Annotated in this window: 24 protein-coding genes; 18 read left to right on the top strand and 6 right to left on the bottom strand. The window is 40.3% G+C overall.

Annotated elements, in window-relative coordinates; all coding sequences use genetic code 11:
* Positions 1 to 4: 4 nt before the first annotated feature.
* The 4 genes from ygjK to ACHUE3_RS00210 all read left to right on the top strand — a co-directional run bounded on the left by ygjK (position 5) and on the right by ACHUE3_RS00210 (position 5,443).
* On the top strand, positions 5 to 2,374 hold the full coding sequence (gene ygjK / locus ACHUE3_RS00225) for an alpha-glucosidase (RefSeq protein WP_394189017.1): 2,370 nt from the start codon (positions 5 to 7) through the stop codon (positions 2,372 to 2,374).
* A 75-nt stretch (positions 2,375 to 2,449) separates the two neighbouring features.
* A complete protein-coding gene (locus ACHUE3_RS00220; RefSeq protein WP_394189015.1) occupies positions 2,450 to 2,866 on the top strand; it encodes a thiol-disulfide oxidoreductase DCC family protein in 417 nt (138 codons plus the stop codon).
* Between the two features lie 43 nt (positions 2,867 to 2,909).
* Entirely contained in the window at positions 2,910 to 3,188 is a 279-nt protein-coding gene (gene ppiC, locus ACHUE3_RS00215; RefSeq protein WP_058561577.1) for a peptidylprolyl isomerase PpiC, read from the top strand.
* A gap of 260 nt (positions 3,189 to 3,448) precedes the next feature.
* On the top strand, positions 3,449 to 5,443 hold the full coding sequence (locus ACHUE3_RS00210; RefSeq protein ID WP_394189013.1) for a beta-propeller domain-containing protein: 1,995 nt from the start codon (positions 3,449 to 3,451) through the stop codon (positions 5,441 to 5,443).
* Positions 5,444 to 5,889: 446 nt separating this feature from the next.
* Here ACHUE3_RS00210 and ACHUE3_RS00205 read toward each other — a convergent pair whose 3' ends face one another.
* Positions 5,890 to 7,302, bottom strand: a complete 1,413-nt coding sequence (locus tag ACHUE3_RS00205; RefSeq protein ID WP_394189011.1) for a YfcC family protein — start codon at positions 7,300 to 7,302, stop codon at positions 5,890 to 5,892.
* Positions 7,303 to 7,870: 568 nt separating this feature from the next.
* Here ACHUE3_RS00205 and ACHUE3_RS00200 point away from each other — a divergent pair.
* Positions 7,871 to 9,202 carry an ABC1 kinase family protein gene (locus tag ACHUE3_RS00200; RefSeq protein ID WP_394189009.1) on the top strand — a complete coding sequence of 444 codons (1,332 nt, stop codon included), beginning with the start codon at positions 7,871 to 7,873 and terminating at the stop codon, positions 9,200 to 9,202.
* A 24-nt stretch (positions 9,203 to 9,226) separates the two neighbouring features.
* Here the strand turns inward: ACHUE3_RS00200 and ACHUE3_RS00195 are convergent, their stop codons facing one another.
* Positions 9,227 to 9,877: a DsbA family oxidoreductase gene (locus ACHUE3_RS00195; protein ID WP_394189007.1), complete on the bottom strand. Its 651-nt coding sequence runs from the start codon at positions 9,875 to 9,877 to the stop codon at positions 9,227 to 9,229.
* Between the two features lie 208 nt (positions 9,878 to 10,085).
* On the opposite strand from ACHUE3_RS00195, the gene ACHUE3_RS00190 reads away from it, so the two are divergent.
* Positions 10,086 to 10,544 carry a hypothetical protein gene (locus ACHUE3_RS00190; RefSeq protein ID WP_394189005.1) on the top strand — a complete coding sequence of 153 codons (459 nt, stop codon included), beginning with the start codon at positions 10,086 to 10,088 and terminating at the stop codon, positions 10,542 to 10,544.
* 16 nt (positions 10,545 to 10,560) lie between these two features.
* Here the strand turns inward: ACHUE3_RS00190 and ACHUE3_RS00185 are convergent, their stop codons facing one another.
* Together ACHUE3_RS00185 and ACHUE3_RS00180 are read right to left on the bottom strand one after the other, a co-directional pair.
* Positions 10,561 to 11,778 carry a M24 family metallopeptidase gene (locus tag ACHUE3_RS00185; RefSeq protein WP_394189003.1) on the bottom strand — a complete coding sequence of 406 codons (1,218 nt, stop codon included), beginning with the start codon at positions 11,776 to 11,778 and terminating at the stop codon, positions 10,561 to 10,563.
* 22 nt (positions 11,779 to 11,800) lie between these two features.
* Complete coding sequence (locus tag ACHUE3_RS00180; protein ID WP_394189001.1) at positions 11,801 to 13,090, bottom strand: NAD(P)/FAD-dependent oxidoreductase; 1,290 nt, start codon at positions 13,088 to 13,090, stop codon at positions 11,801 to 11,803.
* A gap of 271 nt (positions 13,091 to 13,361) precedes the next feature.
* Between ACHUE3_RS00180 and ACHUE3_RS00175 the strand changes: the two genes are divergently transcribed.
* The 9 genes from ACHUE3_RS00175 (at position 13,362) to ACHUE3_RS00135 (ending at position 22,566) form a co-directional block, all read left to right on the top strand.
* Entirely contained in the window at positions 13,362 to 13,586 is a 225-nt protein-coding gene (locus tag ACHUE3_RS00175) for a hypothetical protein (RefSeq protein WP_394188999.1), read from the top strand.
* A 3-nt stretch (positions 13,587 to 13,589) separates the two neighbouring features.
* Positions 13,590 to 14,591 carry a 4-hydroxyproline epimerase gene (locus ACHUE3_RS00170; protein WP_394188997.1) on the top strand — a complete coding sequence of 334 codons (1,002 nt, stop codon included), beginning with the start codon at positions 13,590 to 13,592 and terminating at the stop codon, positions 14,589 to 14,591.
* A 13-nt stretch (positions 14,592 to 14,604) separates the two neighbouring features.
* The gene (locus tag ACHUE3_RS00165; RefSeq protein ID WP_394188995.1) at positions 14,605 to 16,101 is read left to right on the top strand and encodes an aldehyde dehydrogenase (NADP(+)); all 1,497 of its coding nucleotides are present in this window, start codon (positions 14,605 to 14,607) and stop codon (positions 16,099 to 16,101) included.
* A 132-nt stretch (positions 16,102 to 16,233) separates the two neighbouring features.
* Entirely contained in the window at positions 16,234 to 16,902 is a 669-nt protein-coding gene (locus tag ACHUE3_RS00160; protein WP_394188993.1) for a GntR family transcriptional regulator, read from the top strand.
* 332 nt (positions 16,903 to 17,234) lie between these two features.
* Positions 17,235 to 18,677, top strand: coding sequence for an amidohydrolase family protein (locus tag ACHUE3_RS00155; protein WP_394188991.1), 1,443 nt, complete (start codon positions 17,235 to 17,237; stop codon positions 18,675 to 18,677).
* A 236-nt stretch (positions 18,678 to 18,913) separates the two neighbouring features.
* Positions 18,914 to 19,564 (top strand): hypothetical protein, encoded by a 651-nt coding sequence (locus tag ACHUE3_RS00150; protein ID WP_394188989.1) that lies wholly within the window; start codon positions 18,914 to 18,916, stop codon positions 19,562 to 19,564.
* A 399-nt stretch (positions 19,565 to 19,963) separates the two neighbouring features.
* A complete protein-coding gene (locus ACHUE3_RS00145) occupies positions 19,964 to 20,986 on the top strand; it encodes a sensor histidine kinase (protein WP_394188987.1) in 1,023 nt (340 codons plus the stop codon).
* Positions 20,980 to 21,690: a LytR/AlgR family response regulator transcription factor gene (locus ACHUE3_RS00140; protein ID WP_394188985.1), complete on the top strand. Its 711-nt coding sequence runs from the start codon at positions 20,980 to 20,982 to the stop codon at positions 21,688 to 21,690. Before ACHUE3_RS00145 ends, ACHUE3_RS00140 begins: the two co-directional genes overlap by 7 nt.
* Before the next feature lie 18 nt (positions 21,691 to 21,708).
* Positions 21,709 to 22,566: an acyl-CoA thioester hydrolase/BAAT C-terminal domain-containing protein gene (locus ACHUE3_RS00135; protein WP_394188983.1), complete on the top strand. Its 858-nt coding sequence runs from the start codon at positions 21,709 to 21,711 to the stop codon at positions 22,564 to 22,566.
* Between the two features lie 40 nt (positions 22,567 to 22,606).
* Here ACHUE3_RS00135 and ACHUE3_RS00130 read toward each other — a convergent pair whose 3' ends face one another.
* Together ACHUE3_RS00130 and ACHUE3_RS00125 are read right to left on the bottom strand one after the other, a co-directional pair.
* Positions 22,607 to 23,371 carry an AraC family transcriptional regulator gene (locus tag ACHUE3_RS00130; RefSeq protein ID WP_394188981.1) on the bottom strand — a complete coding sequence of 255 codons (765 nt, stop codon included), beginning with the start codon at positions 23,369 to 23,371 and terminating at the stop codon, positions 22,607 to 22,609.
* Positions 23,349 to 23,810 carry a carboxymuconolactone decarboxylase family protein gene (locus ACHUE3_RS00125; RefSeq protein WP_394188979.1) on the bottom strand — a complete coding sequence of 154 codons (462 nt, stop codon included), beginning with the start codon at positions 23,808 to 23,810 and terminating at the stop codon, positions 23,349 to 23,351. The genes ACHUE3_RS00130 and ACHUE3_RS00125 overlap by 23 nt, the downstream gene beginning before the upstream one ends.
* 336 nt (positions 23,811 to 24,146) lie before the next feature.
* Here ACHUE3_RS00125 and ACHUE3_RS00120 point away from each other — a divergent pair, with 336 nt between their 5' ends.
* The 3 genes from ACHUE3_RS00120 (at position 24,147) to ACHUE3_RS00110 (ending at position 25,605) form a co-directional block, all read left to right on the top strand.
* Positions 24,147 to 24,500 carry a hypothetical protein gene (locus ACHUE3_RS00120; protein ID WP_394188977.1) on the top strand — a complete coding sequence of 118 codons (354 nt, stop codon included), beginning with the start codon at positions 24,147 to 24,149 and terminating at the stop codon, positions 24,498 to 24,500.
* Positions 24,501 to 24,650: 150 nt separating this feature from the next.
* Entirely contained in the window at positions 24,651 to 25,004 is a 354-nt protein-coding gene (locus ACHUE3_RS00115; RefSeq protein WP_394188975.1) for a DUF6559 family protein, read from the top strand.
* A 187-nt stretch (positions 25,005 to 25,191) separates the two neighbouring features.
* The gene (locus ACHUE3_RS00110) at positions 25,192 to 25,605 is read left to right on the top strand and encodes a hypothetical protein (protein WP_394188973.1); all 414 of its coding nucleotides are present in this window, start codon (positions 25,192 to 25,194) and stop codon (positions 25,603 to 25,605) included.
* The last annotated feature ends 26 nt before the right edge of the window (positions 25,606 to 25,631 follow it).

Below are 25,631 nucleotides of genomic sequence, written 5' to 3'. Positions count from 1 at the left end.
AATAGTGAAGGTAAGCTATGTAACGATACTTGTGCTGGCTATGGTATTGGTGAGTATAAAAACAAATGCAAACAGTGAGCCGAGTTATAAAAACCTCATCAATAGAACTGGTACACCTTATTACATGCAAGATTTTGAGCAAGGCGGCCACCAACGGTTTAGTCCGCTGTTTGATTTAGGGGCTTGGCATGGCCATTTGCTACCAGATGAAGATCATGCGGGTGGATTTAGTGGCCCTGCGCTTGTGACAGAAGAATACCTTAATTTTATTGCACCTTACTTTGAAAAGCTGAGTGTTTATAGAGGCGATAAAATTAATAGCGCAAATAAAATTGAGTTTACAATGCAGGCATACAGTCTGCCGGGCGCCCTTGTACAAGTGCTCAAAGGGGAAGGGGTAACAATCACCCTGACGCTTCGCTTTGCAAGTAATCGTACGTCGTTGGTTAAAACTCAAATAACGACACAGCAACCACTCACATTGTATTTTGAAGGTGAACTTGTTAACCACCTCACTGCAAAAAATGGCAAAGCGACTGACCCACGTTCGCCCTTTAAAGTACACCCTAACTTCTTGCCTAGATGGAATATTTCAGCTAACAGCCTCATCCTAAGTTTTGGTAAAGTGCGTGATTTTGGCCATCTACTCACCTCCGGCAGTTCACAGTTGCAGCTGCACAAAACACTGCCTGTAAAAACCACCCATGATGATGCGAGCTATTCAAGCCGTGCATATATCACTAAAAGTAAAACTTTTTTTACCACTTACTCATACCTTCTTAATGAGCAGGAAGAAAAGTCTGAAAAACCTGTTATTGCTGACATTTTAAAGCGGCCTGATTATTATATGACGCGCAGCAAATTACGTTGGCAAGGTTATATTTACCATGCGACAGAGGCTATTGCACCAGATCAAACACAGTACCTAAAGTTAGCAGTAAAAAGCGTAGAAACTTTAATGGCTAATTGGCGAAGTGCCGCTGGTGCTCTTAGTTATGACACGGTGAGCCCCGCTGTTACAGGGCGCTGGTTTTCTGGCAATCAAACTTGGCCATGGGATAGCTATAAACAAGCATTTGCGTTAGCGACCTTTAATCCTCAGCTAGCAAAACAGAACCTTAATACCGTATTTGAACACCAAATACATGGTGATGACTCAATACGGCCATGGGATAAAGGGTTCGTTCCTGATTTAGTTGCTTACAACTTAAGCCCTGAGCGCGGTGGCGATGGTACCAATTGGAATGAGAGAAACACTAAACCTAGTTTGGCTGCTTGGGCTGTTTGGCAAGTGTTCAAACACACCAATGACAGTGAGTGGTTAGCACAAATGTTCCCAAAACTAGTTGCATACCGTAATTGGTGGCTAAGTAATCGCGATCATAACAAAAATGGCGTGCCTGAATATGGCGCGACGGTAGACAAAGCGCATAACAACGCGCAGGACCAATTAATATTTGCAGTGAAAGAAGAGGCAAAGTGGCACACTCAATATGGTCTAAAACAGTATGAAGCTGTGCGAGCCAAAAATGAAATGGTAAAAATCAAGGTGCCTGCGCAAACAGCAGCCTCTTGGGAATCAGGTCGAGATGATGCGGGGGTTTTTGGCTTCATTAGTCCCCAGCAACTTACTAATTATATTGAACAAGGTGGAAGAGCCAGTGATTGGCAAGTCGGCTTTGCCCAAAATACTAACGCGAACGGAGCTTTGGTTGGGTACTCATTATTACAGGAGTCAGTGGATCAAGCATCTTACATGGCCGCAGATAACCGCTACTTAGGAAAAATAGCTAAACAGCTTAATTATCCGCATCAGGCAAGTTACTTTTTAAAACAAGCCACGCAGCTCAGAGACTATATTAATACCTGTATGTTTGATGATAAAACAGGGTTTTACTATGACATTAAAATAGAAGATACACCGATGAGTAACGGCTGTGCAGGCAAGCCACTGGTTAAGCGAGGCAAAGGCCCTGAAGGCTGGTCACCTTTGTTTAACCAAGTTGCACGTGTTGAGCAAGCGGATAAAGTGATACAGGTTATGCTGGACGAAAACGAGTTCAATACGCGTGTGCCACTTGGGAGCGCAGCATTGAGCAACCCAGCCTTTGGCGCTGATATCTATTGGCGAGGTCGAGTGTGGCTGGATCAACTTTACTTTGGCTTAATTGGAATGAGCCATTATGGATATTGCACTCAAGCTCAACAGTTAAGTGAAAAATTATTAGCCAACGCTGATGGCATTTTATCAACCGCACCCATTCGCGAAAATTACAACCCACTTACAGGCGAGCAGCAAGGCGCACCAAACTTTTCATGGAGTGCGGCACATTTGTTGTTAATTGCGCAGAAACAGGGGCAATGGTGCCAATAGCAAACGTTGCTTATTGTGTTAATTTAGTGCATGTTTGCTACCAATCAATATGATGAAAGTGTGGCTATTTAAGCGATGAATGTTCAACAGCTGATTCAAAATAAACACGTCATTTTATATGATGGTCAGTGTAAGTTATGTGATGCGTGGTGTAATTTTATTATCAAACGCGACAAAAAAGTGCGTTTTAAACTGTGCAGTGTCCAGTCACAAAAAGGCCAAGCTGTGCTTAATTATTTTGATTACCCAACCGATAACGTGAAAAGCATGGTGTATGTTGATAACGAACATTGTTACACACAAAGTGATGCCGTCATTCGTGTGTTGAGTCAATTAGGCTGGCCATGGCGCGCAGTGAAAATCCTGTGTTTAATACCTAAACGATTGCGCGATTGGGGGTATGACCGTGTGGCGTTTAATCGTTATACCTTATTTGGCAAATTTAACTACTGTCGTTTACCTCATCGTGAGGATCAACGACATTATTTATAATAAATGATAAAATCAGCGCAGTTTAGTTTAGTAGAGATACATTATGGCCAGCACCGCCCATGCACTTCATATTTTGGTTAAGCATAAAGAGCTTGCCGAAGACATTATCAAACAGCTTAAAAAAGGCGCTAAGTTTCAAGTCCTCGCAAAAAAACACTCTACTTGCCCGTCTGGTAAAAAAGGTGGTGATTTAGGTGAGTTTAAACGCGGTCAAATGGTACCTCAATTTGACAAAATAGCGTTTAATGGTGAAATTCTTGAACCGCATTTAGTTAAAACAAAATTTGGTTGGCATGTCATTAAAGTGCTTTATCGTACTTAAATGAGTAATACAAAAAACCGTTTCTTTGGGATTCGTATAGGTTTGGTAGGTGGAGTTTTTAATGTTCTAAACATTTTAAACTCTTCTTCAACATAAGTGCTTATAGAGTCAAACGAAGAAAAATTAACTTAAATTTTTTGTAGTTAATTAAATGTAGAAGAGTGAATAGACCTTAATATCACCACTATTTAAAAATCTAATTAGCACTTCATAATTATATAAGAGTATTGTTTACAATCGTTTATTGCGAATAGAAGGACATGGAAGTAATGTTAAGCATCAAACCCAAAGCTACCGATTTGATTTATCGTCTCACCTTGATTGTGCTTATTACTTTAGTTAGTGCATGCTCAATAGTAGAAAAGCCAAACCTGAAACAGTTGTCCTCAAATCGAGTTGAAGAATTTAAATCTAAGGATGAACTTATAGATTATGTTTCGAATGTTTCAGCGCTTATCAATTATCGCAATACCAAAGAGAGAGAACATTTTAAAGAATTGTATGGCGATGAGAGGATACAGGTAACAGGAAGTAGGGTCGACTCTACTTTCTCTAGTATTACAAACAATCAGGTTAATGGAATCGATGAAGGAGACATAGTTAAAGTATCAGGTGATTACTTACTGATCTTACGACAAGGGAAAATATACTCAGTTAGGCTTTCTGAATATGGCGCAGGTGAATTTAATCTACCATATGAAATTGATGTTATTCAACCGGGCTGGGGTAAGGACGTTTGGTATGACGAATTGTTAGTTGTTGAAGATATAGTATTGGTTCTTGGGTATAGCTATTCACTTGACGCATCGCAAATACTAAGATTCAAAATTAATGACAATGGCGTCATAAGCTACAAAGATGGGATCGCAATTAAGTCTAATGATTACTTTAGTAGTGACAACTACGCATCTCGATTATTCAAAGGAAAGTATCTTACTTATTTACCAGTCGAGCTGATTGCAAATCGTTCAGGTGAATTAAACGATCTTGGCGTTAATATTCCCAAATTTGCAAGGCTAAATTCTAGCAACGCAGATAATTTAATCTGGGAGGAAATTGTCAAACCTAGTGATATTTACAAGCCCAATCAAATCGTTACCGATCCAATATTACACACTATTATTACATGTAGTCCTTTATCTGAAAATTTTGAATGCACTGGGAAAGGAGTGATTAGCTCCAACAATTATGAATACTTTGTTTCTCAGTCCGCGTTTTATTTATGGACGTATGCATTACCTAAATCACTTGTAACCGATTTCAACTTCGATGAAAATTGGAATACTCACTATGAATCTACAGCTACTTCGCACATGAGCGGGGATTCTAAGCTGTTCAAATTAGAACATTTGAGTCAACAATTTAAGGTTGTTGACGTTGATGGAGTACCTGTTGATCAGTTTTCCTTTTATGAAAGTGAAGGAGTGCTAAATATTGTGTCTGTGAATAATCCATGGTCAGAAACTAAAGAAAAAGCTCAACTATTCCAAATACCAAAAGATGAATTTGACTCATCGAGCAAAGACCGAATAATGCCTTCTAGAATTTGGTATCTTTCACCAAATTATATAAATAATCGTTTTGTAGAAAGTTGGCTTGTTCTAGGTTATTACGCGGATATAAATGGAGGTTATAAGTCAAAAGCTTCAGTAAAACCCCAATTTACTTTGTATTTTAAGTCATTAAATACTGCTGAAGATTTAAATATTGAATTAGGACACAGTGTAGATCGAATAGAAACGGTTGGCAGGAAGTTATTTATTTCAGGCATAGATACAGACTTTAATTTTAATGTTTCAATCATAAATATCGAAAACAAGCCATTTTTGGAGGGGGGCGGGGTATTTGAGGACTTTTTAGAACACGATACTCGCAGTCATGCATTCAACTTCGCTCAATTTGATAACCACTTTGGTGTTGCCGGAATTACTGCATATAATAAAGTTAACAATACTGGTAATACACTACTAAATGATTTTTATTGGGAAGAAAACGTAGCAGCAAACATAATCTTCTTCGGATTAGCTGGGGGTTACGAAGTAATAAAAGCTGGAGAGGTTAAGAGTCATGCTAAACAAATATCATTGGCTGATAATTGCGAAGTATCTTGTGTCGATTGGTACGGTAACTCAAGGCCTTTTTTCATTAATGACAGGATATTTGTATTAACAGGTGATGAACTGATTGAATCACAACTAGTTGGAAATCAAGTTGAAGAAATAAAAAGAATTAATATTAAGACTAAGTCTTATTGACGGGGGATTCTATGTATCTTATTGCAGCCTCTGTTTTAAGGTCGTGAAGGCTTTTTATAATTTTCTAACTATATTTGTGATATTAACTCGCTAATGCCCGTTTTCTCGAACAATGAAATGGGTAATTACAATTTAGATACACAAGTTGGTTGTTGGGTTGAATCTACAAGAGAGCTATGTATTAGATAGATTTAGATTATCTAGTCAGAATAGCTGTCGATTTGAAATGCGAATTACGTAAATTAATTACAAGCCATTATTTCTGAGACGCTAAATGTCATTAATTTCACAAATTAATCAAGTTTTTAGTTAACACTTTGTATAAAGGTTATTACCACTTACCAAACCTAAAGTAAGGTTTTAGGTGTGTAATAGTGAACTTGGTTTTAAATCCATCCACCAAGTTCACTAGCCCGCCGCAACGGTATTTTTAAACGCGGCTGCGTTTATCCACCGATTGCGGTGGGTTGCACATCAAGCCCATAACCAAACATAACAGCTAGTACCAATACAATTGACGCTGCAGTCATTAGTTTGAGTAATAGCGGTAAACAAAAACGGAACCAGTGCCCGTAAGGAACACCCGCCATACCCAATATGCCCATTAATACCGCATTGGTCGGAATGATCATATTTGAGAAGCCATCACCAAATTGATAAGCCAGTACAGCTACTTGGCGTGGTACACCGACAAGATCGCCCAGCGGCGCCATCAGCGGCATAGTCACGTAAGCTTGACCAGAGCCAGATGGTATAAAGGTATTTAGTAAGGTTTGAATAACTAACATGCCTACGGCTGATATTTCAGCGCTCACATACGATAACGGCAGTGACATACCATGCACTAAACTATGCAGTATTTGACCGTCTTCGAGGATTAACGCAATACCTCTTGCAACACCAATTAAAATAGCTGTAGTCACAAGATCAGACACACCTTCAATAAAGCGGTTAGCTGTTTCATCCGCAGATAAACGCCCTAATACAGCAATAACAGCACCCCAAGCAATAAAGACACCGCCTAACTCGTATAAGTACCATCCCTTGGTGGCAATGCCCCAAACAGCGATACCTAAGGTAATAATGAAACTACCTAAAATCAGTTTATGGCGCATCGCAAGCGCAGGATAATGGGGAGTGGCTTTGTCACTTAAAGGGCATGGCACATCAAGCATCATTGATTTACTAGGGTCTGCTGCAACGCGTTTGGTGTATTGCCATACGTGATGAAAACCAATTAATACAAATGGTACAAAGATTGCCAAACGCAACCATAGGCCTGAATAAACAGGTACTTCAGCAATTTGTTGTGCAATGAGTACGGTAAAAGGGTTAAACGCTGATACCCCATAGCCAATACCATAACCTGCTACAATCATGCCTACAGCGGTCATTGCATCGAGTCTCATAGCTTTACATAACGCAACTAAAATTAATACAAAAGGAATATATTCGCCTGCTGTACCAATACTGCTAGAGGCTAACGCAAAACAAAAAACCACCATGAAGATTAAACGTTGTGGTTTTTCGCCGTGGCGTTCAAGTAATCGGCCAATCAATGCATCAACAGTGCCCGTGGCACGTGCAATAGCCAGTACACCACCTACTATCAACACAAAGAAGATCACATCTTGCGCGGCGGCAAAAGCACGGGGAATAGCTGTTAATAAATCCCAAGGGGTTAAATAATGGCGCTCAGCAACGGTTTGGTAGGTGCCAGCCATGACCATTTCACGGCCATTTTCAGTCAAAGTGGTATCAAAAAAACCTTGAGGTACTAACCAGGTTGCGACCAATGCAGTGACCATCATACCAAGCAGTAAAATCAAAGTATGCGGGACTTTGAAGGTATTACTCATACGTTCTCCATATTTTTAATTAAGACAGCAAATAACGATATATGCCGATTTTTGCGAAGGAGAATAGCACGACTTACTAAGTCAAAATTAAAAAAGGGACAGTTGTCTGTAAAGGATTGTAACAATAATAGAGCATGCTTTTAAAAGAGAGTAAAAGCGCCTTAGTAACTAGTTCTCAATATTCAACTTTTTAGTTTATGGCGTATACCCAAACCACCTCAAGATGCGAGTTTCAGTTGGAATTAAAAGCGATTTAGGCAAGGCATTGATTGCAAGTAATAGTGGTTCTATTGCTAAAATCAATAACGCAGTATAAATCGCTTTTAAACCAACCCGTTGGGCGTTTCACAGGCACTTACTCTCATCGTTGTTCCTTCTTAAAAGGGATGGCCATTCTTGCAAAGTAACGCCTTGATATTAAGCCCCTGTGAAACGCTGAATTCTGCATCTTGAGGTGGCTTGGGTATATAAGTAATGCATTTTTATAGAAGGCAAAAAAGGATCTAAATAGTGTGGTTTGACGTAAGATATAACTATTAAATAAACACACTTTGAAGCGTTGTATTGTATGAGTAAGTCAAAATCGGTGCCAACATCGCGATTTGCAAGATTAAGTAAATTTGGATTACTGGCATCAAAGGTCGCTGGTAACGTATTGCTTGATGGCGCGAAAACAATGGCAAAGGGTGAAAAGCCTAATCGGCAGTCGTTGCTGATGTCACCCAAAAATATTGAAAGCCTCGCAGAACAACTAGCGCAACTTCGGGGGGCGGCGATGAAGCTAGGTCAGCTCTTATCGATGGATTCAGGGGAATTATTACCCCCTGAGCTCAGCCAATTACTTGCTAGGCTAAGATCCGAAGGACATGCCATGCCACACAAGCAGCTCGTGGGTGTGTTTAAGTCGCAATGGGGGGAAGAATGGCTCGACAAACTTTCACATATTGAACTCAAACCTTTTGCCGCCGCCTCGATAGGGCAAGTACACAAGGCAACGTTAGAGAAAGGGCAAACACTGGCGATTAAGGTGCAGTATCCGGGCATCGCTAAAAGTATTGAAAGTGATGTCGATAACCTAGCCAGCTTACTCAAGCTCAGTGGTTTATTACCTAAGCATATAAATATAGATCCCCTCATAGCTGAAGCTAAGCAGCAACTTTTGGATGAATCTGATTATGAACGAGAAAGATCGTACTTAGATAAATATAACCGTTACCTTGCATCATCCCCGCAGTTTAAAGTGCCACAAAGTGATGCATCATTAAGTACAAAACACATTTTGGCAATGGAGTTTGTTGAAGGTACAAACCTTGATGAGTGTGTTGGGTTGGAGCAAGCGCAAAGAGACGAACTCGCCAGTAATTTAATACAGTTGTTCTTCCATGAATTACTGCAATTTAATACCGTTCAAACGGATCCTAATTTTGCTAACTATTTATATCAACCTGCTGAAAAAACAATTGTGCTACTTGATTTCGGTGCAACTCGGCAGTTATCAAAAACAATTTGTGATGGTTATTTTAAACTTTTTGCGGGCGCCATTGCGAATGATGAGGCAGAGGTAGCTCTCGCCGCAGAGCAAATAGGTTATTTTGATCAGAGCATAGATAGCCAGTATAAACAAAATGTTCTCGATATATTTAAACTCGCGTGTGAGCCGCTGATAATTGATGCAGAGTATGATTTTGCCGCTAGTCCACTAGCTAAGCAAATTCGTGATCGTGGGATGCAAATGAGTACACAAAAACAACAATGGCATTCACCGCCCATTGATGCATTATTTGTTCACCGCAAGCTTGCTGGCTTGTACCTGATTGCTGCAAAGTTAAATGCTAAAGTGAATGTTTATCAGCTTTACCAGGCATTTTTAGCTGACTATGAGTTAAGTCACACCACGTAACTAGCATTACGTGGTGCTTAAGCGTTATTGACTGTCTTGCTCTGCTATTTGCTTAAGGGCTTGTACAAATGCATCGCTTGGTTGTCCGCCGGTTAGTGCATATTCATCATTTATAATGAATGTAGGGACAGACGTTATGTCCATTTGTTGTAAGGCATTTTGTTCACTACGCACCTCTTGAAAATACTCACCACCGGCTAATATTTCTTTTGCGCGATTACTATCAAGGCCAACACTTTGCACCACATCTAATAAGCTTTCTTCATCGTTTAAATACAGCAAATCGGTAAAATGTGCTTTGAAGAATGCCAGTTTTAATGCGGTTTGTTTCCCTTCGGTAGCTGCCCAAGTGAGTAAACGGTGAAGATCAAAACTGTTAATCATGATGCGTTTACCATCAAGGTTAAAAGTAAACCCTGCTTTTTCACCCATCTCTAAAATATGTTTTCGATTTGCATCACCTTGCTCTTCAGTTAGGCCATATTTTTGCGTTAAATGTTCGTTTAAATCTTGCCCTTCAATGGGCATATCCGGATTCAGTTCAAAGGGTTTCCAGCTTATTTCAGCGTCAAACTCGTTACTTAATTGGGTTAATGCGGTTTCAAGGTTTTTATAGCCAATAATGCACCAAGGGCACATTACGTCAGAGACGATGTCGATTTTTAGCTTTTTCATTGGGGGAACCTGTTTTACACAATATAGTGAGGATATGCAGGCGGACATCACAAAGTTCAAGGAAACACAGCAGAGATAGTCAATTAAAGTGAATTAATGTAGTTATTGCACAGTTTTTTACATCTTTAGAACACTCTTGAACAGTTTTAATTTTAAAACCCAATACACTCATTATTAGACAAACAAAAACTATCCAAAGGGCAACATTATGAACAAGGCATTTGTCGTTTTACTATTATTAACAGGTTGTGCTGCAGGCCCAGGTATTGACCGAGCTGAAGAAAACCAAATAGTAACTGAATTCTATGCAACCGTTGACTCTGTTAGGCCTGTCGAACTGTCTTCACAAATGAAAACAGGCATTATGATGGGAGCGGGTGTCGGTGTAATTGAAGAGTTAGACGGTAATCATGAAGATATGGTTTCAGGCGCTATTGCTGGGGCACTTGTTGGCGGCCTATTTACTGCTTTATTTGAAGGCAGTGATGAGGCATATGAATATCAATTATTTGCTCAAAGACAAGGTGCTTTTTCAATTGTGCAAAAGGAGCAATTACCCAATGATACGCAATGTGTAAAAGTCCGCGTAGCAGATAAAGCAACATTGGAAAAAGCACCAAATCAATGGTGCGAAAATAATGAGTTACTCACACGATCAGCCATGTAGGCTGATCGTTAAACTCTTATTCTAAACCAAATGGGTCATCAATACTGTGAGCTGGCTGAGTAAACCACTTAGGCCCGTTTGCGGTCATGTAAAAATGGTCTTCCAAACGAACACCAAACTCATCAGGCACAACCAACATTGGTTCATTACTAAAGCACATACCTGCTGCAAGAGGAGTTTTATCACCTCCTACTAAATACGGCCATTCGTGAATGTCTAAGCCAATGCCGTGGCCGGTACGGTGCGGGCACCCAGGCGTGTGATATTCAGGACCAAGGCCTTGCTCAGCTAAATAATTACGAGCTCCAGCATCTACGGCTTCACATGTTTGGCCAATTTTTGCTTCATTAAATGCAGCTATTTGTGCGGCTTTTTCATAATCCCAAAATTGGCGCTGGCGATTACTTGCCTCACCAAAAACATAGGTGCGCGTGATGTCAGAGAGGTAATCATGCACTTTACAACCAGTATCAATCAGTACCATATCGCCTTTTTTAAGAATTTGTGCGTCTTTTACGCCATGGGGGAATGAGGTTGCTACACCAAATAAAACAATACAAAAATAGTTGCCCGGCGCGCCTACTTTTTGATGAGCTTGCTTGATGAAAGCTTCCACTTCTGTGGTGCTAATACCTTCGTGCAGCATACTGGCTGTTGCTTTATGAACTGCCAGCGTCATATCCATTGCTCGTTGTATTAGTTTTAGCTCATTGGCTGATTTATGCATTCGACAATGTGCAGTGACAGGTTGTGCATTAATCAGTTTTAAGCCATTTTGAGCTTTGTTTATACCATCAAAAATAAAAAACTGCGCGCTTTCATCAATGCCAATCGTACCATCTTGTGCAATGCCCATTTCGGTGATGACATCGACAAATAGTTGGTATGGGTTTTCATGCTCTTGCCAGCCACGAATAGGCCCATCAATCACTTTAAAGCCATTTAATGAACCAATTTCAAAATAAGGCGCAATATACTGCACATCACCTTTTGCAGGTAAAATAGCGCCCACCATACGCTCACTGGCGTACCAGCGCATGCCAGTAAAGTAAGTTAAGTTTGTGCCAGCGTTCAAGTAAATAGCATCAATATCATTTGCTTGCATGTAGGCTTGGGCTTTTTTAATTCGCAATTGATATTCTTGCGCTTGAATCGGCGATAGGTCTTCAGTCATATTAGATAGACTGGCAAGTGCTTGCTCTTTGGTGTGGGTACCAATACCTTTGGTCATCATAATTGTCTCCTCGTTAGTGGGGCTATTGTGCGTGTGGTATGTGTGAACTGCAAGCTGCATGAGTTGAAAAGCGGCTAATGCAATAAGGGGTCGTATCTACTTGGGTTGGTTTTTTTAAACATAAGGCAGTAATAAGCTCACCTGTGATAGCACCTTGTGTAAGGCCTAAATGCTGGTGGCCAAATGCAAAGTAAAGGTCTGAATGTAAAGGGGCCTCGCCAATAACTGGCAACGAATCAGGTAGAGAAGGCCGACATCCCATCCACGTACTTTGAGCATGTAATGAAATAGCCGACTTATTGAGCATGGCCTTGGCGTTAGGCAATAATGCTAACGCGCGCTTGTTGTTCATTTTTCGTTTTGTACCTGCAAATTCAACTGTGCCAGCAACACGTAAGCCTTGGCTCATTGGCGTCATTATAAAGTTACGTTCGGCTGAGGCAACAGGGCGTGACAGGCCATAGTTACTTGCTAGCATGCAGTGGTAGCCTCGCTCAGTGTCTAAGGGAACTTTATATCCAAGTGGTTTTATGAGGGTGTCGCTCCATGCTCCTGCAGCTATAACCACTTTATTAACTGCATATTTTTGTTCATCGCTGACAAGTGTATAACCGCTGTCATTAGGTTTAATTGCGGTAATTTTACGCTGACAAAATTGCCCGCCTAATGCACTAAACTGCTCTGCTAAGTTTAAACAAAATAAGTGCGGGTCAACGCTGTGGGCAACGTCTTTAAACATCAAAGCATGAGTAATTGTGTTTGCTAAATTTGGTTCAAGAGCTTTTACTTGATCAGCATCGAGTAAATCTACAGCTATGCCTTGAGCTTGGTAGCTGTTTAATAGATTCATAATTTGCGCCATTGGGGTTTTTTCAAACGTAAGCAAACTGCCTTTTTTAGTTAATAAATAGCCTAAGTTATACTCGTTAAGTAGCCTTTCATATGCATTAATAGCGTCGTGGTTTAGCGCTTTTAGCGCCTCAGAGTTTGCTCGATAGGTATCTTTATGCATGTTTTTCATAAACAACCAAAACCAAGGAATTGCCTTAAAAGCATGGCGCCAATCTATCCTTAATGGCCCTAATGGGTTTAATAGCATGGCTGGAAGCTTTGTAATTAATGAAGGGTGTGCAAGGGGAAATACCTGCTCTGTAGCAAAATGCCCTGCATTTCCCTTGGAGCAGCCTTGCGCTAATCCATTTTCATCATACAAGGTTACAGAAAATCCAGCTCGTTGCAGGTTTAATGCGCAACATATACCGATTATTCCTGCCCCAACAACGCCAATGTGCTGTGTGTTTTGCTCTGCCAAACTAGTTACCTCTCAATGCAATGTACGATGCTAGGTTGCGAACTTACTGCTTACACCTATATTGCATTTGCTTATAAATTATTAAATTAAAACGTTTAAATATGTGTGCTTTATATTTTTAATTTGTTTATTTTCAGTTGGTTAACTCTTTTTAGTACACTGTTGATTAACTGATTAAATAGTCAGTTTTAACTATTCGCCAAATAGGATATTGATTATTGTATACAATATACTTACTATATCAAGCCTAAACATCAATCAGGTAATTAAAATGACAGTAAATTGGCAAGGAGTCTTAGATGCAGTAACGACTCAGTTCAATGCAGAGGGCGCCATTAACTTTGCAACAACAGTAAAAATGATCGATGAGGTTATTAAAGCAGTTTTTCATAGCGAAACTATAAAGCATGTGCCAGACGTAAAAGCTGCTTTCACGTCGCTCAGTAATCAAATGACGGCAAGCCGTTTTGACTTAACTAGATGTAAATTGGACTAAGTTATGCGTAAAGGCACCTTTTTTTGTATTGACGGCCACACCTGTGGCAACCCGGTTAGGTTAATAACCAGTGGTCATCCGCACCTGCTTGGTCAAACTATGAGTGAAAAGCGCCAAGATTTTTTACAACAACATGATTGGATTCGCCAAGCACTGATGTTTGAGCCCCGTGGGCACGATATGATGTCGGGTGGTTTTTTATATCCTCCAACAACACACGATGGTGACGCGGCTATTTTATTTGTAGAAACGTCGGGCTGTTTACCCATGTGTGGTCACGGCACAATGGGTATTGTTACGTTTGCATTAGAGCATGGCTTGTTGCATGCAAATGTGCCAGGAACACTTAAGCTCGATACACCTGCAGGACGTGTTGAAGTCAATTATGAAATGATTGACGGTAAAGTCCAGTGGGTCAAAATTTATAATGTACCAGCGTACTTAGCACATCAATCAATCGCTATAACCATACCCGAGCTCGGTGATCTAGTTGTAGATATCGCCTATGGCGGCAACTTCTACATTATTGTCGAGCCCCAAGGCGACTACAAGGGCATTGAACACTTTACAGCTAGCGAAATACTCAAATATAGCCCAATGGTTCGTGATGCTATTAACGCAAAAGTACAATGCATTCACCCACAAGACTCAACAGTACAAGGCGCAAGTCATGTGCTGTGGACGGGGACTCCAAAAAACGCCAATTCAGACGCTGCCAATGCTGTTTTTTATGGCGACAAAGCTATAGATCGTTCGCCGTGTGGAACAGGCACAAGTGCCCGCATGGCGCAGTTATTTGCTAAAGGCAAATTAGTGCCACAACAAAGTTTCATACATGAAAGCTATATCGGTAGCCAATTTATAGGCTGTATCGAACAGGTAACAGAAATTGCAGGTATAACCGCTATCCTACCAAGCATTCGTGGTTGGTCTCGGGTAACCGGCAGCAACACTATTACAGTTGACGACGATGACCCATACGCATTTGGGTTTCAAGTAATCTAACGAGGAGCAAAATATGACATTAACAGGACAAAGTTTAGTAGCAGGGCAGTGGATTGGTGACTCTGCGAATGGTGAATTTAACGCATTTTCTCCGGCGCGTAATGAGCCACTACCAACGCGCTTTTTTAACCTCAGTAGCGCTGAGTTAGACAATGCTATTGATGCTGCTCACAGTGCTTTTGTGGAATATCGTAAAACCAGCTTTGCTCAGCGGGCTGATTTTTTAACATCTATCGCGGATCACATATTAGCGCTTGGCGATGAGCTGCTTGAGCAAACTCATCAAGAAACTAATTTACCAATGATGCGTTTGCAAGGCGAGCGTATGCGAACAGTGAATCAACTTAAGGCGTTTGCAGGTGCTCTGCGTGAAAACCCAGAATCACCACTAGGGTTAAAAGTAGTGGATGAGGCAGATGCCACAAGAGCACCATTGCCAAAACCACACACAGAGCTTAATTATTTACCGCTTGGGCCCGTGGCTGTTTTTGGTGCATCTAATTTTCCATATGCCTTTTCAACATTGGGTGGCGATACCGCAGCTGCGCTCGCTGCTGGATGCCCAGTCATTGTAAAAAATCATACGGCGCACCCAGGAACGGGTGAGTTAATGGCGCGTGCGGCGCTTGCGGCTATTAAAGAATGCGCAATGCCATTAGGTGTATTTGCGATGGTGCAAAGTAAATCTTACGATACATCGCATCAGTTGGTCGCAGCTTCAGCCATAAAAGCCGTGGGCTTTACTGGTTCATTTAATGTTGCATGCAAACTGCAAGAAACGATTGCCAAGCGCGATGAACCAATCCCATTTTACGGGGAGTTAGGCAGTATTAATCCGCAGGTTATCATGCCTAATAAAGCAATACAGCATGGCAAAGAAATAGCACAGTCATTGTGTCAATCATTGTTAATGGGCAACGGCCAATTTTGTACCAGCCCTGGACTTTGGTTAATACCTACTGGATGCGATGAACTTGAAGCTCAAATAATAAACTCAATTGAAAGTGCGCCATCCGATACATTGTTGACGCCAGGCATTGTGAAAACCTTTAAGCAACAAATCACAGAGCGAAGCGAGCTTTGTAATGTAGAACTACTTGGCAAAGGGCAACTTGAGCAGGAATTTCATGCTAATGCACACGTCTTTGCATGCAATGTGGATGAGTATTTAGCAACCCCAACGTTGCACGAAGAAGTATTTGGTCCAGCTGCATTGGTAGTGCGTTACGATAGTGAGCAACAGCTAATGGCTGTTATAGCACAGTTGCAAGGGCAACTAACAGCCAGTGTACACGGCACGCCAGAGGACTTTTTAAAAGTGGAGCATATTATTGAAGAGCTACAATATAAAGTGGGTCGTTTAATTGAAAACCAAATGCCAACCGGTGTTGAGGTGTGCGGCTCGATGAATCATGGTGGCCCTTTCCCAAGCTCTACAGACGTACGCAGTACCTCAGTAGGAACAAATGCAATGTTGCGATTTGTGCGCCCTATTTGTTACCAGGCATAAAATAATGAATGCGGGAGTCAATATTGCATATTCCCGCATTCCTCTATAAACGCTAGCTGAGGATGGAATCTAACTTGGCATCTCATGCTACTTGGGTATAATGTATGCTAAATGCAATGTTTAAGGAACACCATGGCAATTGAGCATAAAACCCGCACCCAACTTGTTGCAGAAGCAATTCGTGAAAAAATATTAACAGGCGAAATTAAAGCTGGTGATCCGCTTCGTCAAGCTGCATTGGCTGCTGAGCTTAATGTGAGCCGTATTCCTGTTCGCGAGGCGCTGCTTCAGCTTGAAGCCGAAGGGCTGGTTAACTTTGAGGCCCATAAAGGTGCCACAGCAACGGAGCTTTCAGCATCACAAATTGATGAAATCTTTGATTTAAGAGCATTACTCGAAGCAGAACTGCTAAGCCACTCAATAGGCGGTTTAACAGATCAAGACCTAATTGATGCAGAGCTTATTTTAACTGAGCTTGAGAGTGCTATGGATGCAGGCGATACGCACCTCGCAACGGGCGATTTAAACAGCCGCTTTCATGGTAAATTGTATTCCCGCGCGCAACGCCCACAAACCCGTGAGCTGGTTGATATGTATAGTAAAAATTCAGAGCGCTATGTACGTATGCATATTTTACTCGCCGGCGGTTTAACCACCGCACCAGAAGAGCACCGCACATTGTTAGCTCACTGCCGTGCAAAAGACACACAAAAAGCATGTGAGTTTTTAAAATCGCACATACTGGGCGCAAAAGACGACATTAAAAAGCTTTTGCTTAAAATAGAAGACGAAAAAAGGTAGTTTTAAATAAGGCCATGGTAACGCAGAATTTTGCGCTGGTGGACTCTTCACCGTGGCTTTTCATTTCATTATTTATTGGCTGAACAATGGTCTTATTCAATAAGACCTTCTGTTCGGAAAAATCCCCGTAGTATGCCAATCAAGTACCTATAATTCCCTCTAAAACATCCATTAAAAAACAGCAAATCCTTTTTATATTTTACGTGAAATAGCGATAACTGATTGAATCAAAATAGGAACTCGGCTAAGGTTGATTCATCAATAAAAATAAATTTTAAACGAGTTAACCTACAAGCTCGTTAGCTATTTAATTAATTTCACATGGAAGTATCATGTTTAAAGTATTATTACTCTCAATTTCATTGTTTTCTTTTGCTTCATTAGCGAAGGACAACGTTCTAATAGAAAATGTCACTATCGTTTCACCTCACTTGCAAGCTCCAAAAAAGCAGATGAATGTATTAATAAGTGACGGACGAATTAGCGAAATAACGAGCAAAAAGATTACATCCTACGATCTTAAAATAAATGGTTTAGGTAAATTTTTAACGCCAGGCCTTATGGATAGCCACGCACATGTATCGTCAATCCCGGGGATGGGATTTGGCGTTGAGCCAGTGGCGATTAAAAACCCAAAACTCGTCAATGCTTATTTTGAACAACAGCCAAGAAGCTTTTTATATTATGGGGTTACACAAATACTTGATCCGAATCCGGGAGTGAGTTTCAATTATTTTACTTCAGCGCCTCATCATCCTGATTACTTTCGCTGTGAAGTGTTAACATCAAAAAACACCTTTCCATATGTAGAGAAAACAGACGATCTATCAAGATCAATGTTTACTTATTTAATCGATGAAAGTGCACAAGCGACCGCAGAAAATTCAGTAGAAAGATTAATCGGTAAAATTGCCGATTCAGGTGCTTCGTGTATAAAGCTTTATTTTGAAGACGGTTATGGTAATGCCAATCAATGGGCAACACTTTCAGTTAATACACTGAAACGAATTAAATTAGCTGCTAAAAAGTCTAATTTGCTGATAGTTGCTCATGCTAATGCCCTAGATATGCAGCAATTAGCACTTGCAGCAGGTGTTGATGTTATCGCTCATGGTATGTGGAATTGGGGGCAATATAATCGCGAACAAAATATACCTAAAGAAATAGCTAACACGCTAGACAAAATAATTAATGACGAAGTAGGTTATATGCCAACACAAAGAGTGATTGCTGGCTTAGGTGAAGTCATGCTCCCTACTATTGTTAATTCTCCTGAATTTTCATCTATCACGCCTAAGTCACTTATTGATTGGTATAAAACCACTGAAGCGCAATGGTTCAAAGAAGAGCTTCGAATTGGCTTTGATGGAATGCCAGATCAATCAATCGCAGATGCATTTTTATATGGACGAATAGGAAAAGGTAATAAAGTTATTCAATACCTAAGAGGCGCTGATCATCCTATTTTATTGGCTTCGGATTTCCCTGGAAGCCCTAGTTTTGCTAATCAACCTGGGCTGACAACCTACCAAGAAATGAAAGCCATGGTTAGCGCAGGGCTATCGCTTGAAGACGTAATGGCAGCTACAACCATTAATAATGCTAAGCAATTTAGAATTGATAAAGATTATGGCACTGTAGAAATTGGTAAGATTGCTAACCTTCTGCTGCTTAAAACAAATCCTTTAGATTCTATAGAATCGTGGAATAGTATAGAAACGATTATTTTGCATGGAGAGCCCATAGCTAGAGAAAGTTTGGTGGTCAATAAATAGCTCACAACACGCCTGAGATAGACAGCAAGCACTTAAGCCCACTTTCCACAGGGGTTACATTTTGGCTTTTATTAACAGGCTTTATTATTTTTGTCACAAGTAAAGCAAAGTCGGTGTGAATTTACTGATAAAAAATTATTAAAGAAAGACTCGTCATGGCTTGCCGAGCTTCTTTGCCACTTAGTTTAGCAAGCCCAACTCGTTTCTTAACGAGGCGACATATTTTTAGGTTACTCATGTTACATTCAAAATATTTATTAAGCCTGGCTCTTTTTTTGTTTATATCGGGTTGTTCTAGTATGAACTTACCTATTGATGAACAAGCACTTATTAATGATATAAAAGCAAAATATCAGGGAGAAATCCTCACCCCCGAAGATCTAAATACTGACGCTGCTTTTACTAATCGCTTACCGCCTATCTGGGGCTTTAATGTTAGAAGCTTTAGACAAGACGGAAGCTTTAGTTTGGATAGGGAGTTCTATAAATTCAAAAACGAAAATGATGGTTCAACAGTATTCGAGCATTTCATCGAATCAGAGGTAAAAATAGAAGAGACGGGGCATCAGCTTGTTCTTAGGGATAAAAGAGCTTATTTTAAATATAGCACCTCTAGTGATATGAATTACCTGAGTACTTTTAATGAATGTGAGTTCAAGTTGGGCACATGCACGTATCAGTCGGTAATAGGTAAACAAAAGAAAGTAAAAACATCTTTTAATAATGGCGTTTGGACTACGGAATATGAAGGCTTTAGAAATTCAAAAATGATAGCGACCAAAATATATCATAAAAGTGGCTTGCTTATATTTAGATCACTTAAAGGGATAATTAGAGGAAAAGTTACCTACTCAAATAGAGAAGTTTTTGAGGCCGACAATCTATAAATTCGGGCATTAAAATGGATATTGGGTAGCAGCTTTTTGGTATCAACAAATAAAAAATTCACATAAAAAGACAACTAACAATTTATTTTTCTGCTTAATGAATATTCTTAGCAAGCTATTTTTCCTGTTAATAATCAGGGATTGTTTGAATTTTACTTTGGCTTGGAAAAGAAAAAAATGTCTAGTGAAACCTGGAGGTTCAGATGAACAAAGTAGCTCCAAGTGTTTACGGTTTAAAGTGAGTTAATCAGTTCTTTTTTAAGCGCTTACTTGGATGTAACAGTGCGCCTAAAGCAAACAACCATTTAGCATTGAAAAGCGACCATTCAGCAATATTCAGGGTGCTTTTCGACACTAAATGGGTACCATGAATATATTCATTAACTACTTGTATTGATTATGGTCAATCTCACATTGCAGCGAAACGAACAATTTGCAATTTTAGCCATCGTTGCCGCAATAAGCTTTGCTATCAGTCTTACTGATTGGGTGCAGCGGGGCATGCTGTTGTCGGCGCATATCGTGTTTTCTTCTATTTTGGCTGTAGTGTTGCTCTACTGGCTACCTATGATAATGAGTTATGTACTCATCACCCGTTTCAATATAGGCAATTGGCCGCTGCAATATATCGGCTTTTACGGGTTGATGGCAATTGGCTGCTTATGTTGGGGTGTACTCAGAAGTGGAATGTTAAATACCCATGCATTTTCATTGTTTGAGGCGTTAACCATCGCACTGCCTTGGTCTAGCGGTATTTTTGTGGTTATTAAGTTCTACCTTTCCCAAAAGTTGCTAAAACAAGAAAAACAGCTTCGCCAACTTGCTGAAATTAAGTTATTACACAGCCAGTTAAACCCGCACTTTATGTTCAACAGTCTCAACACAATCGCAGCTTTTGTACCAAAACAACCAGAAGTAGCACAGTCTCTGGTTCATAGCCTCGCTGCTGTATTAAGGTATTCATTAACACATTCAGTGACAAGCGGAAAAATACAGAGCAAAGTATCTGTTGCTGATGAGCTTATCGCACTAAATCAATGGTGTGAGATAGAGCAAAGCCGATTTGGGGATGCGCTTATCTTCGACTTTGATATCGACGACGCGCTGTTGAGCGAAGTAATACCGCCAATGATTTTACAGCCTATTTTGGAAAATGCAGTAAAACATGGCAATAGCAGGCCGCTTCACATTGATGTATTAATCAAAAGGGTAGCGAACCAGTTAGTGTTTAAAATCAGTGACAACGGGACGGGCTTTAAGGAGCCGGACATAGTGGGTTCTTCAAACGCGGGAATCGGTCTTTCGATCACGCGCTCACGGTTAAAATTGGAAGAAAATGCCGAACTTAGGCTTTGTAACGACTTGCACACTGGCGGTGCAGTTGTCAGCTTTTCACTGACAAGAGGAACAGAGAAATGTTGAACATTGCGATTGTGGAAGATGAGCAACCCGCCATTGATAAGTTAATTGAGCAACTTGGCCAGATCACTAAGCACAACTTGGTACTGACTTGCAACACGTCATCAGGTTTTCTTGATTCACAGCAAGAGCTTGCGATAGATATTTTGTTTGTCGATATTAACTTGCCCGAATGTAATGGTGTCACTTTGGTCGAAGAACTACAAGGGCTGGGGTTTTCAGGTGCGATAATTTTTACCACGGCTTACAGTGAGTTTGCGGTTGAGGCCTTTACGCTCGGCGCGGTAGATTATCTGCTCAAACCATATAGTACTGACCGACTAGCGCTCGCTTTATCAAGAGTAAATCGTGCTATAACAACGGGTTCAGTCGCTACTTTAACGAGTAAGGTAGCAGGGAAAACATCGCTCATTGAAGTAAGTAGTATAGAACTTATAAAGCTAGAATACGGTCAAGCCATCGCGTTTAGTAATGGACAGCAATATCCTATTGATGGCTCCCTGGAGGAGATCCACCACCAATTGCCAACACACTTCTTAAGAGTTCACCGTAATGCCATTGTAAACCAAAGTTCGATAACTGCATTTGAACGCTGGGTTACAGGGGGATACCTTGTCAAATTGCGTGATAGCAATTTGCAAGTTGTGACCAGCCGGGGCGGTGCAAAACTACTCAAACAACAACTGAGCAACACAGGGCTCAGCTAACTCAAAAAAGGTAATAAAATGATTAAAATTATGATGCCATTTTCTTTGGTAGGGCTTCTTGCGGCCTGTTCAAACGCGACTATTCCTGATGTTAAGCGCCAGTTTATCGACGATGGTAAGACTCACCCACTGGTTGTGGTGTTAGGCGGGAGCGAAGGGGGAAATACACTCGCTAATTCTCAGTGGAAACCATTTTTAGATGGGTTTAATGATATTGGTATCTCAGTCGCGGCACTTGGTTATTATGGCACTGAAAATACATCGAACAGTGCAGCTGTATTATCTTTGGATGACATAGCCAAACGGATAAAAGCATTGAGTGCAGATCCAAAGATAAACCAAAACTGCGTGGCGGTATATGGTTTTTCTAAAGGAGCGGAGCTTGCATTGTTACTCGGTGCGCACTTTGATGAGATAAACCATGTAGTGTCCATTATGCCTAGTCACGTAAGCTGGAATGCTGTTAAGACCTTGTCTTCTCGCTCGAGTTGGACGCTCAGCGGCAATGCTCTGGACTACATTGATGCACCACTGCTGTCATGGAAAATGCAAAAGGGGAATGTAACGGGTGAGTTTACACCTGCTTTTGAGGCTGCATTGGCTGAGGCAACTCCTGAAGCAATTGCAGCCGCCCGTATCCCGGTGGAAAAAACCAATGGGCCAGTGCTACTGGTCTCTGCCAAACACGATGAAATTTGGCCATCGTACAAAATGGCCGGATATATAGAAGCTGGTTTACACGAAGCTAGTTTCTCTCATCCATTTAAACATATTGAACTTAACTCGGGCCACTACAGTTTTAACAAAAAAGTGCGAACTGAGGTAAATCAATTTTTAATTGAAACCTTGGTAGCACGATGCGCGAATAAGCAGTAATGAATTAACCCAGTTCTTATATTCTATGTCGTTGAAAAATTTATCGAGCTGCAGGCATCGTTGCGGCTGCAGCTTTTAATTGCTTTTTGTATTTTGCCGGTGTGATCTGAAAGATCGTTTTAAACTCTCGAATCAAATGAGATTGATCAGCGAAGCCGCAATCTAATGCGAGTTGAGCGATGTTAATATCAGGAGTTTCTTTCAGTTTTTGTTTGGCCAATCGGACTCGATAAATGCGAGCTAAATGTTTGGGAGTAATACCACAATGTGTTTTAACTAGTCTCTCTAATTGCCGTTTTCCGATTGGGGTTTGGGCGTATGCTTGCTTTAGAGGGGTCATTGAAACAATATGATTAAGGAGTGCTTGGGTATGTAGGGCAGAATTCTGTCGAGGAATTGGCATATTCAATATTGGTTCTAATAGTTGAAGTAATGTTGTGAGGTTGGCACTGCTTTGCAGCGCACTCAACAATGGCAATATTTTTTTTGGATTTGCAATAGGATGTTGCAGCGTTTTCAGAAATGCGAGTCCTGCAGGTTTAAAGCGGATCCCAAAAAAACATGCCTGTTCAGAATAGTTGACTTTGCTAGACTGAATGGCAGTTGGTTGTATAAAAAAGGGAGCTTTGAGTTCGTTGTCATTGAGGCTAACGAGCCCACGAAGAGGAAAAATAAACCCAGTTGCACCGTCGCTTGGGAGCCAAGCTTCTCCTCGCTTGCATGATTGTGCAAACCAAATAGCTTGCACATAGTTAGCGATTTCACCTGTTGGATTTATTAATTTAAGCGTTAGATCTGTTTTCATTAAACTCTACATTCGGCTTAAACACTTTCACGATCCTATTCCAGCTGTTGATGGCATTAATAGCGACAGTTAAAGTGGTCAATGCTTTATCATCAAATTCTAAATTGAGTGTTTGATACAAAGCGCCGTCAATTATTTGTGCACTTGTCAGTTTTTCACAAAGCGCTAATGCCAGTTTCTCTTTATTGGTGTATAACGGCATGTCTTGCCATGCAGTTAATCCAATAATACGATTAGTGGCTTCACCATACTCTAGTGCTTGTTTAGTGTGCATTGCAATACAAAACGCGCATTGATTGATTTGTGATGTTCTAAGTTTAACAAGCTCCCAGATTGTGACTCCAAAAGTTGCATGTGCCTGCTGTTTTAATAATTCCTCTTGGGTCAACAAGTGTTGGATAAGTTCAGGTGCCTGATTGAAGTAGTCTGCTCTTTTCATTTATGAGTCCTCATGTTTAGTGATGCGTATAGTGTAATGAGGTATAAGCGGTAAAAATTGAAAAAAAACGTCTTTGTAAGAACTTTAAAGAGGGACCACGTTTTTTTGCCTTTTTGTAGTGACTTGTTCCTTGCCTAATAGACCCTTAAACAAATGACGTTTTTTGATTGCATTATTCGAGTGAGAGTAAGATAGTGCAATAAGCAATACCTGAACTTTATGGTCGCATTACCCTTATGGTTGCAAAACCAAAGAAGGACTTAAAAAGCTTAGCTTAATTTTTTCGTTTTTAAGTTTAGCCAAGCTCTTCTAAGTGATTAATTAATAAGGATAGTTATGAATTATGAAAACGTTTACCTGCCAATTAAAGCATTAGCTTTATTATCTTTTATTTCTACCGCTTTGAAGTATTGGGGTCCAAGTGAAGTGGGCTTTTATTTGATGCTATCGCCTTATGCAGTGTTGTTTTATCTGTCAAATGCTAATAATTATCGAAACACCAAACTTACGATTATAAGAAGTATTCCTGCGGTACTAACACTGCTGTTAGTACCTTTTTTGTTGTTTGGTATTGAGCCGGATGCGCAAGCAGGAATAGCAATAATGTTTGGGATGTTGTTGCAGCTAGCATCTATTAGTGCAGCGGAATTAATCATTTTATTTTTTCTCAATGACGAACAGAGAGTTTAATTTGCAGTAAAAACACACGTTTTTAAACAGAAAGTACGTTTTATGCGAATAACAATGTCATTAAAAGTGTGAGTGAAAGTCAGCTAATGTGTTATTTTCAATAATCGTGATAGCGCTCAACATAGCGTTTAAAGTAAAGGAGGTACATTCATGTTTGGTAAAAAGTCGACAGTTCGAAAGTATAAATACAAACTTCGCCCAGCATTAGCTAAAAGGTATGGCGGGAGTGCAACATACACAAAAGGGCAAGTTGATAAAACGGTAGATGAAATGGGCTTTGATAGAAGGCATATTCACTACGCATATTTAATGTATTGCGATACGGCTACTTATAAGGCTAATACGCCTGAGAACGAATCAACCGAATCAATGAACAGCACAATTTCTTCAGTCTCTGGAGCGGGTATTTTAGGGGCACTTTTTGGAGCTTCATACTACAGTGATGGAGGCGATGGCGGAGGTTTTGGTGGGGGAGACGGCGGCGGTGGCGGCGGCGGTGACTAATGAGCGCAGTAGTGACTATTTAATAAAGTAAAGGCGGTTTTTTGATAATTCATCCATCGTGTAAAGCTCAAATAAGTCATTAAATAAAAAGAGTTTAACTTAGTTGAGCTATCTATAAAAACAAAAAACGAGTCAACCTGTTGGTTTGTCTTATGCCGCTGTATTTTATCGAAAGTTAAGGGCTATAATGAAAAAAACTATTTTAATATTAATGACACTTACGTTATTTGCATGTTCTTCAACACCTAAACCTGATGCAAATATAGAGTTTGAGCGGCTTTACGTTGCGCTTGGAATGGAAGAAATATTAAGCTCATTCGGCGGCGAAATAAACATCAGTCCCGAACAACTATTTTCAGAAACGCTGAGAGACTTACCTGAAAGTCAAAAACGAGTTTTTATTGAATCTATTCCATCAAAAGTAATGACCGATCCTATTAATGTAAATGCAGCAAAGGTTGTTTTTAAAACTAAATTACTCTCACTATTAACAACAGAAGAGTTAAAGCTTGCAGCAGATTTTTACTCTAGTGATGCTGGTTTAAAGGCCCACCGAGCTATTATTGATGCTGAGGTAGCTGTTTCTGAGTCTTTAGATTAATTTAATATCGTATAACACAGATAAGT

Source organism: Pseudoalteromonas atlantica, from assembly GCF_043641955.1.
Classification (GTDB): domain Bacteria; phylum Pseudomonadota; class Gammaproteobacteria; order Enterobacterales; family Alteromonadaceae; genus Pseudoalteromonas; species Pseudoalteromonas atlantica_A.
This window is presented reverse-complemented; position numbering and strand designations above follow the sequence as displayed.

Bases quoted from the DNA above. Each gene is read 5' to 3' on its own strand.
- ACHUE3_RS00185 (WP_394189003.1), bottom strand. From the start codon at position 11,778: ATGATGACCAAAGGTATTGGTACCCACACCAAAGAGCAAGCACTTGCC.
- ppiC (WP_058561577.1), top strand. From the start codon at position 2,910: ATGGCCAGCACCGCCCATGCACTTCATATTTTGGTTAAGCATAAAGAG.
- ACHUE3_RS00165 (WP_394188995.1), top strand. From the start codon at position 14,605: ATGACATTAACAGGACAAAGTTTAGTAGCAGGGCAGTGGATTGGTGAC.
- ACHUE3_RS00175 (WP_394188999.1), top strand. From the start codon at position 13,362: ATGACAGTAAATTGGCAAGGAGTCTTAGATGCAGTAACGACTCAGTTC.
- ACHUE3_RS00205 (WP_394189011.1), bottom strand. From the start codon at position 7,302: ATGAGTAATACCTTCAAAGTCCCGCATACTTTGATTTTACTGCTTGGT.
- ACHUE3_RS00110 (WP_394188973.1), top strand. From the start codon at position 25,192: ATGAAAAAAACTATTTTAATATTAATGACACTTACGTTATTTGCATGT.
- ACHUE3_RS00140 (WP_394188985.1), top strand. From the start codon at position 20,980: ATGTTGAACATTGCGATTGTGGAAGATGAGCAACCCGCCATTGATAAG.
- ACHUE3_RS00150 (WP_394188989.1), top strand. From the start codon at position 18,914: ATGTTACATTCAAAATATTTATTAAGCCTGGCTCTTTTTTTGTTTATA.
- ACHUE3_RS00160 (WP_394188993.1), top strand. From the start codon at position 16,234: ATGGCAATTGAGCATAAAACCCGCACCCAACTTGTTGCAGAAGCAATT.
- ACHUE3_RS00145 (WP_394188987.1), top strand. From the start codon at position 19,964: ATGGTCAATCTCACATTGCAGCGAAACGAACAATTTGCAATTTTAGCC.
- ACHUE3_RS00125 (WP_394188979.1), bottom strand. From the start codon at position 23,810: ATGAAAAGAGCAGACTACTTCAATCAGGCACCTGAACTTATCCAACAC.
- ACHUE3_RS00115 (WP_394188975.1), top strand. From the start codon at position 24,651: ATGTTTGGTAAAAAGTCGACAGTTCGAAAGTATAAATACAAACTTCGC.
- ACHUE3_RS00135 (WP_394188983.1), top strand. From the start codon at position 21,709: ATGATTAAAATTATGATGCCATTTTCTTTGGTAGGGCTTCTTGCGGCC.
- ACHUE3_RS00200 (WP_394189009.1), top strand. From the start codon at position 7,871: ATGAGTAAGTCAAAATCGGTGCCAACATCGCGATTTGCAAGATTAAGT.
- ACHUE3_RS00210 (WP_394189013.1), top strand. From the start codon at position 3,449: ATGGAAGTAATGTTAAGCATCAAACCCAAAGCTACCGATTTGATTTAT.
- ACHUE3_RS00195 (WP_394189007.1), bottom strand. From the start codon at position 9,877: ATGAAAAAGCTAAAAATCGACATCGTCTCTGACGTAATGTGCCCTTGG.
- ACHUE3_RS00190 (WP_394189005.1), top strand. From the start codon at position 10,086: ATGAACAAGGCATTTGTCGTTTTACTATTATTAACAGGTTGTGCTGCA.
- ACHUE3_RS00120 (WP_394188977.1), top strand. From the start codon at position 24,147: ATGAATTATGAAAACGTTTACCTGCCAATTAAAGCATTAGCTTTATTA.
- ACHUE3_RS00220 (WP_394189015.1), top strand. From the start codon at position 2,450: ATGAATGTTCAACAGCTGATTCAAAATAAACACGTCATTTTATATGAT.
- ACHUE3_RS00170 (WP_394188997.1), top strand. From the start codon at position 13,590: ATGCGTAAAGGCACCTTTTTTTGTATTGACGGCCACACCTGTGGCAAC.
- ACHUE3_RS00130 (WP_394188981.1), bottom strand. From the start codon at position 23,371: ATGAAAACAGATCTAACGCTTAAATTAATAAATCCAACAGGTGAAATC.
- ACHUE3_RS00155 (WP_394188991.1), top strand. From the start codon at position 17,235: ATGTTTAAAGTATTATTACTCTCAATTTCATTGTTTTCTTTTGCTTCA.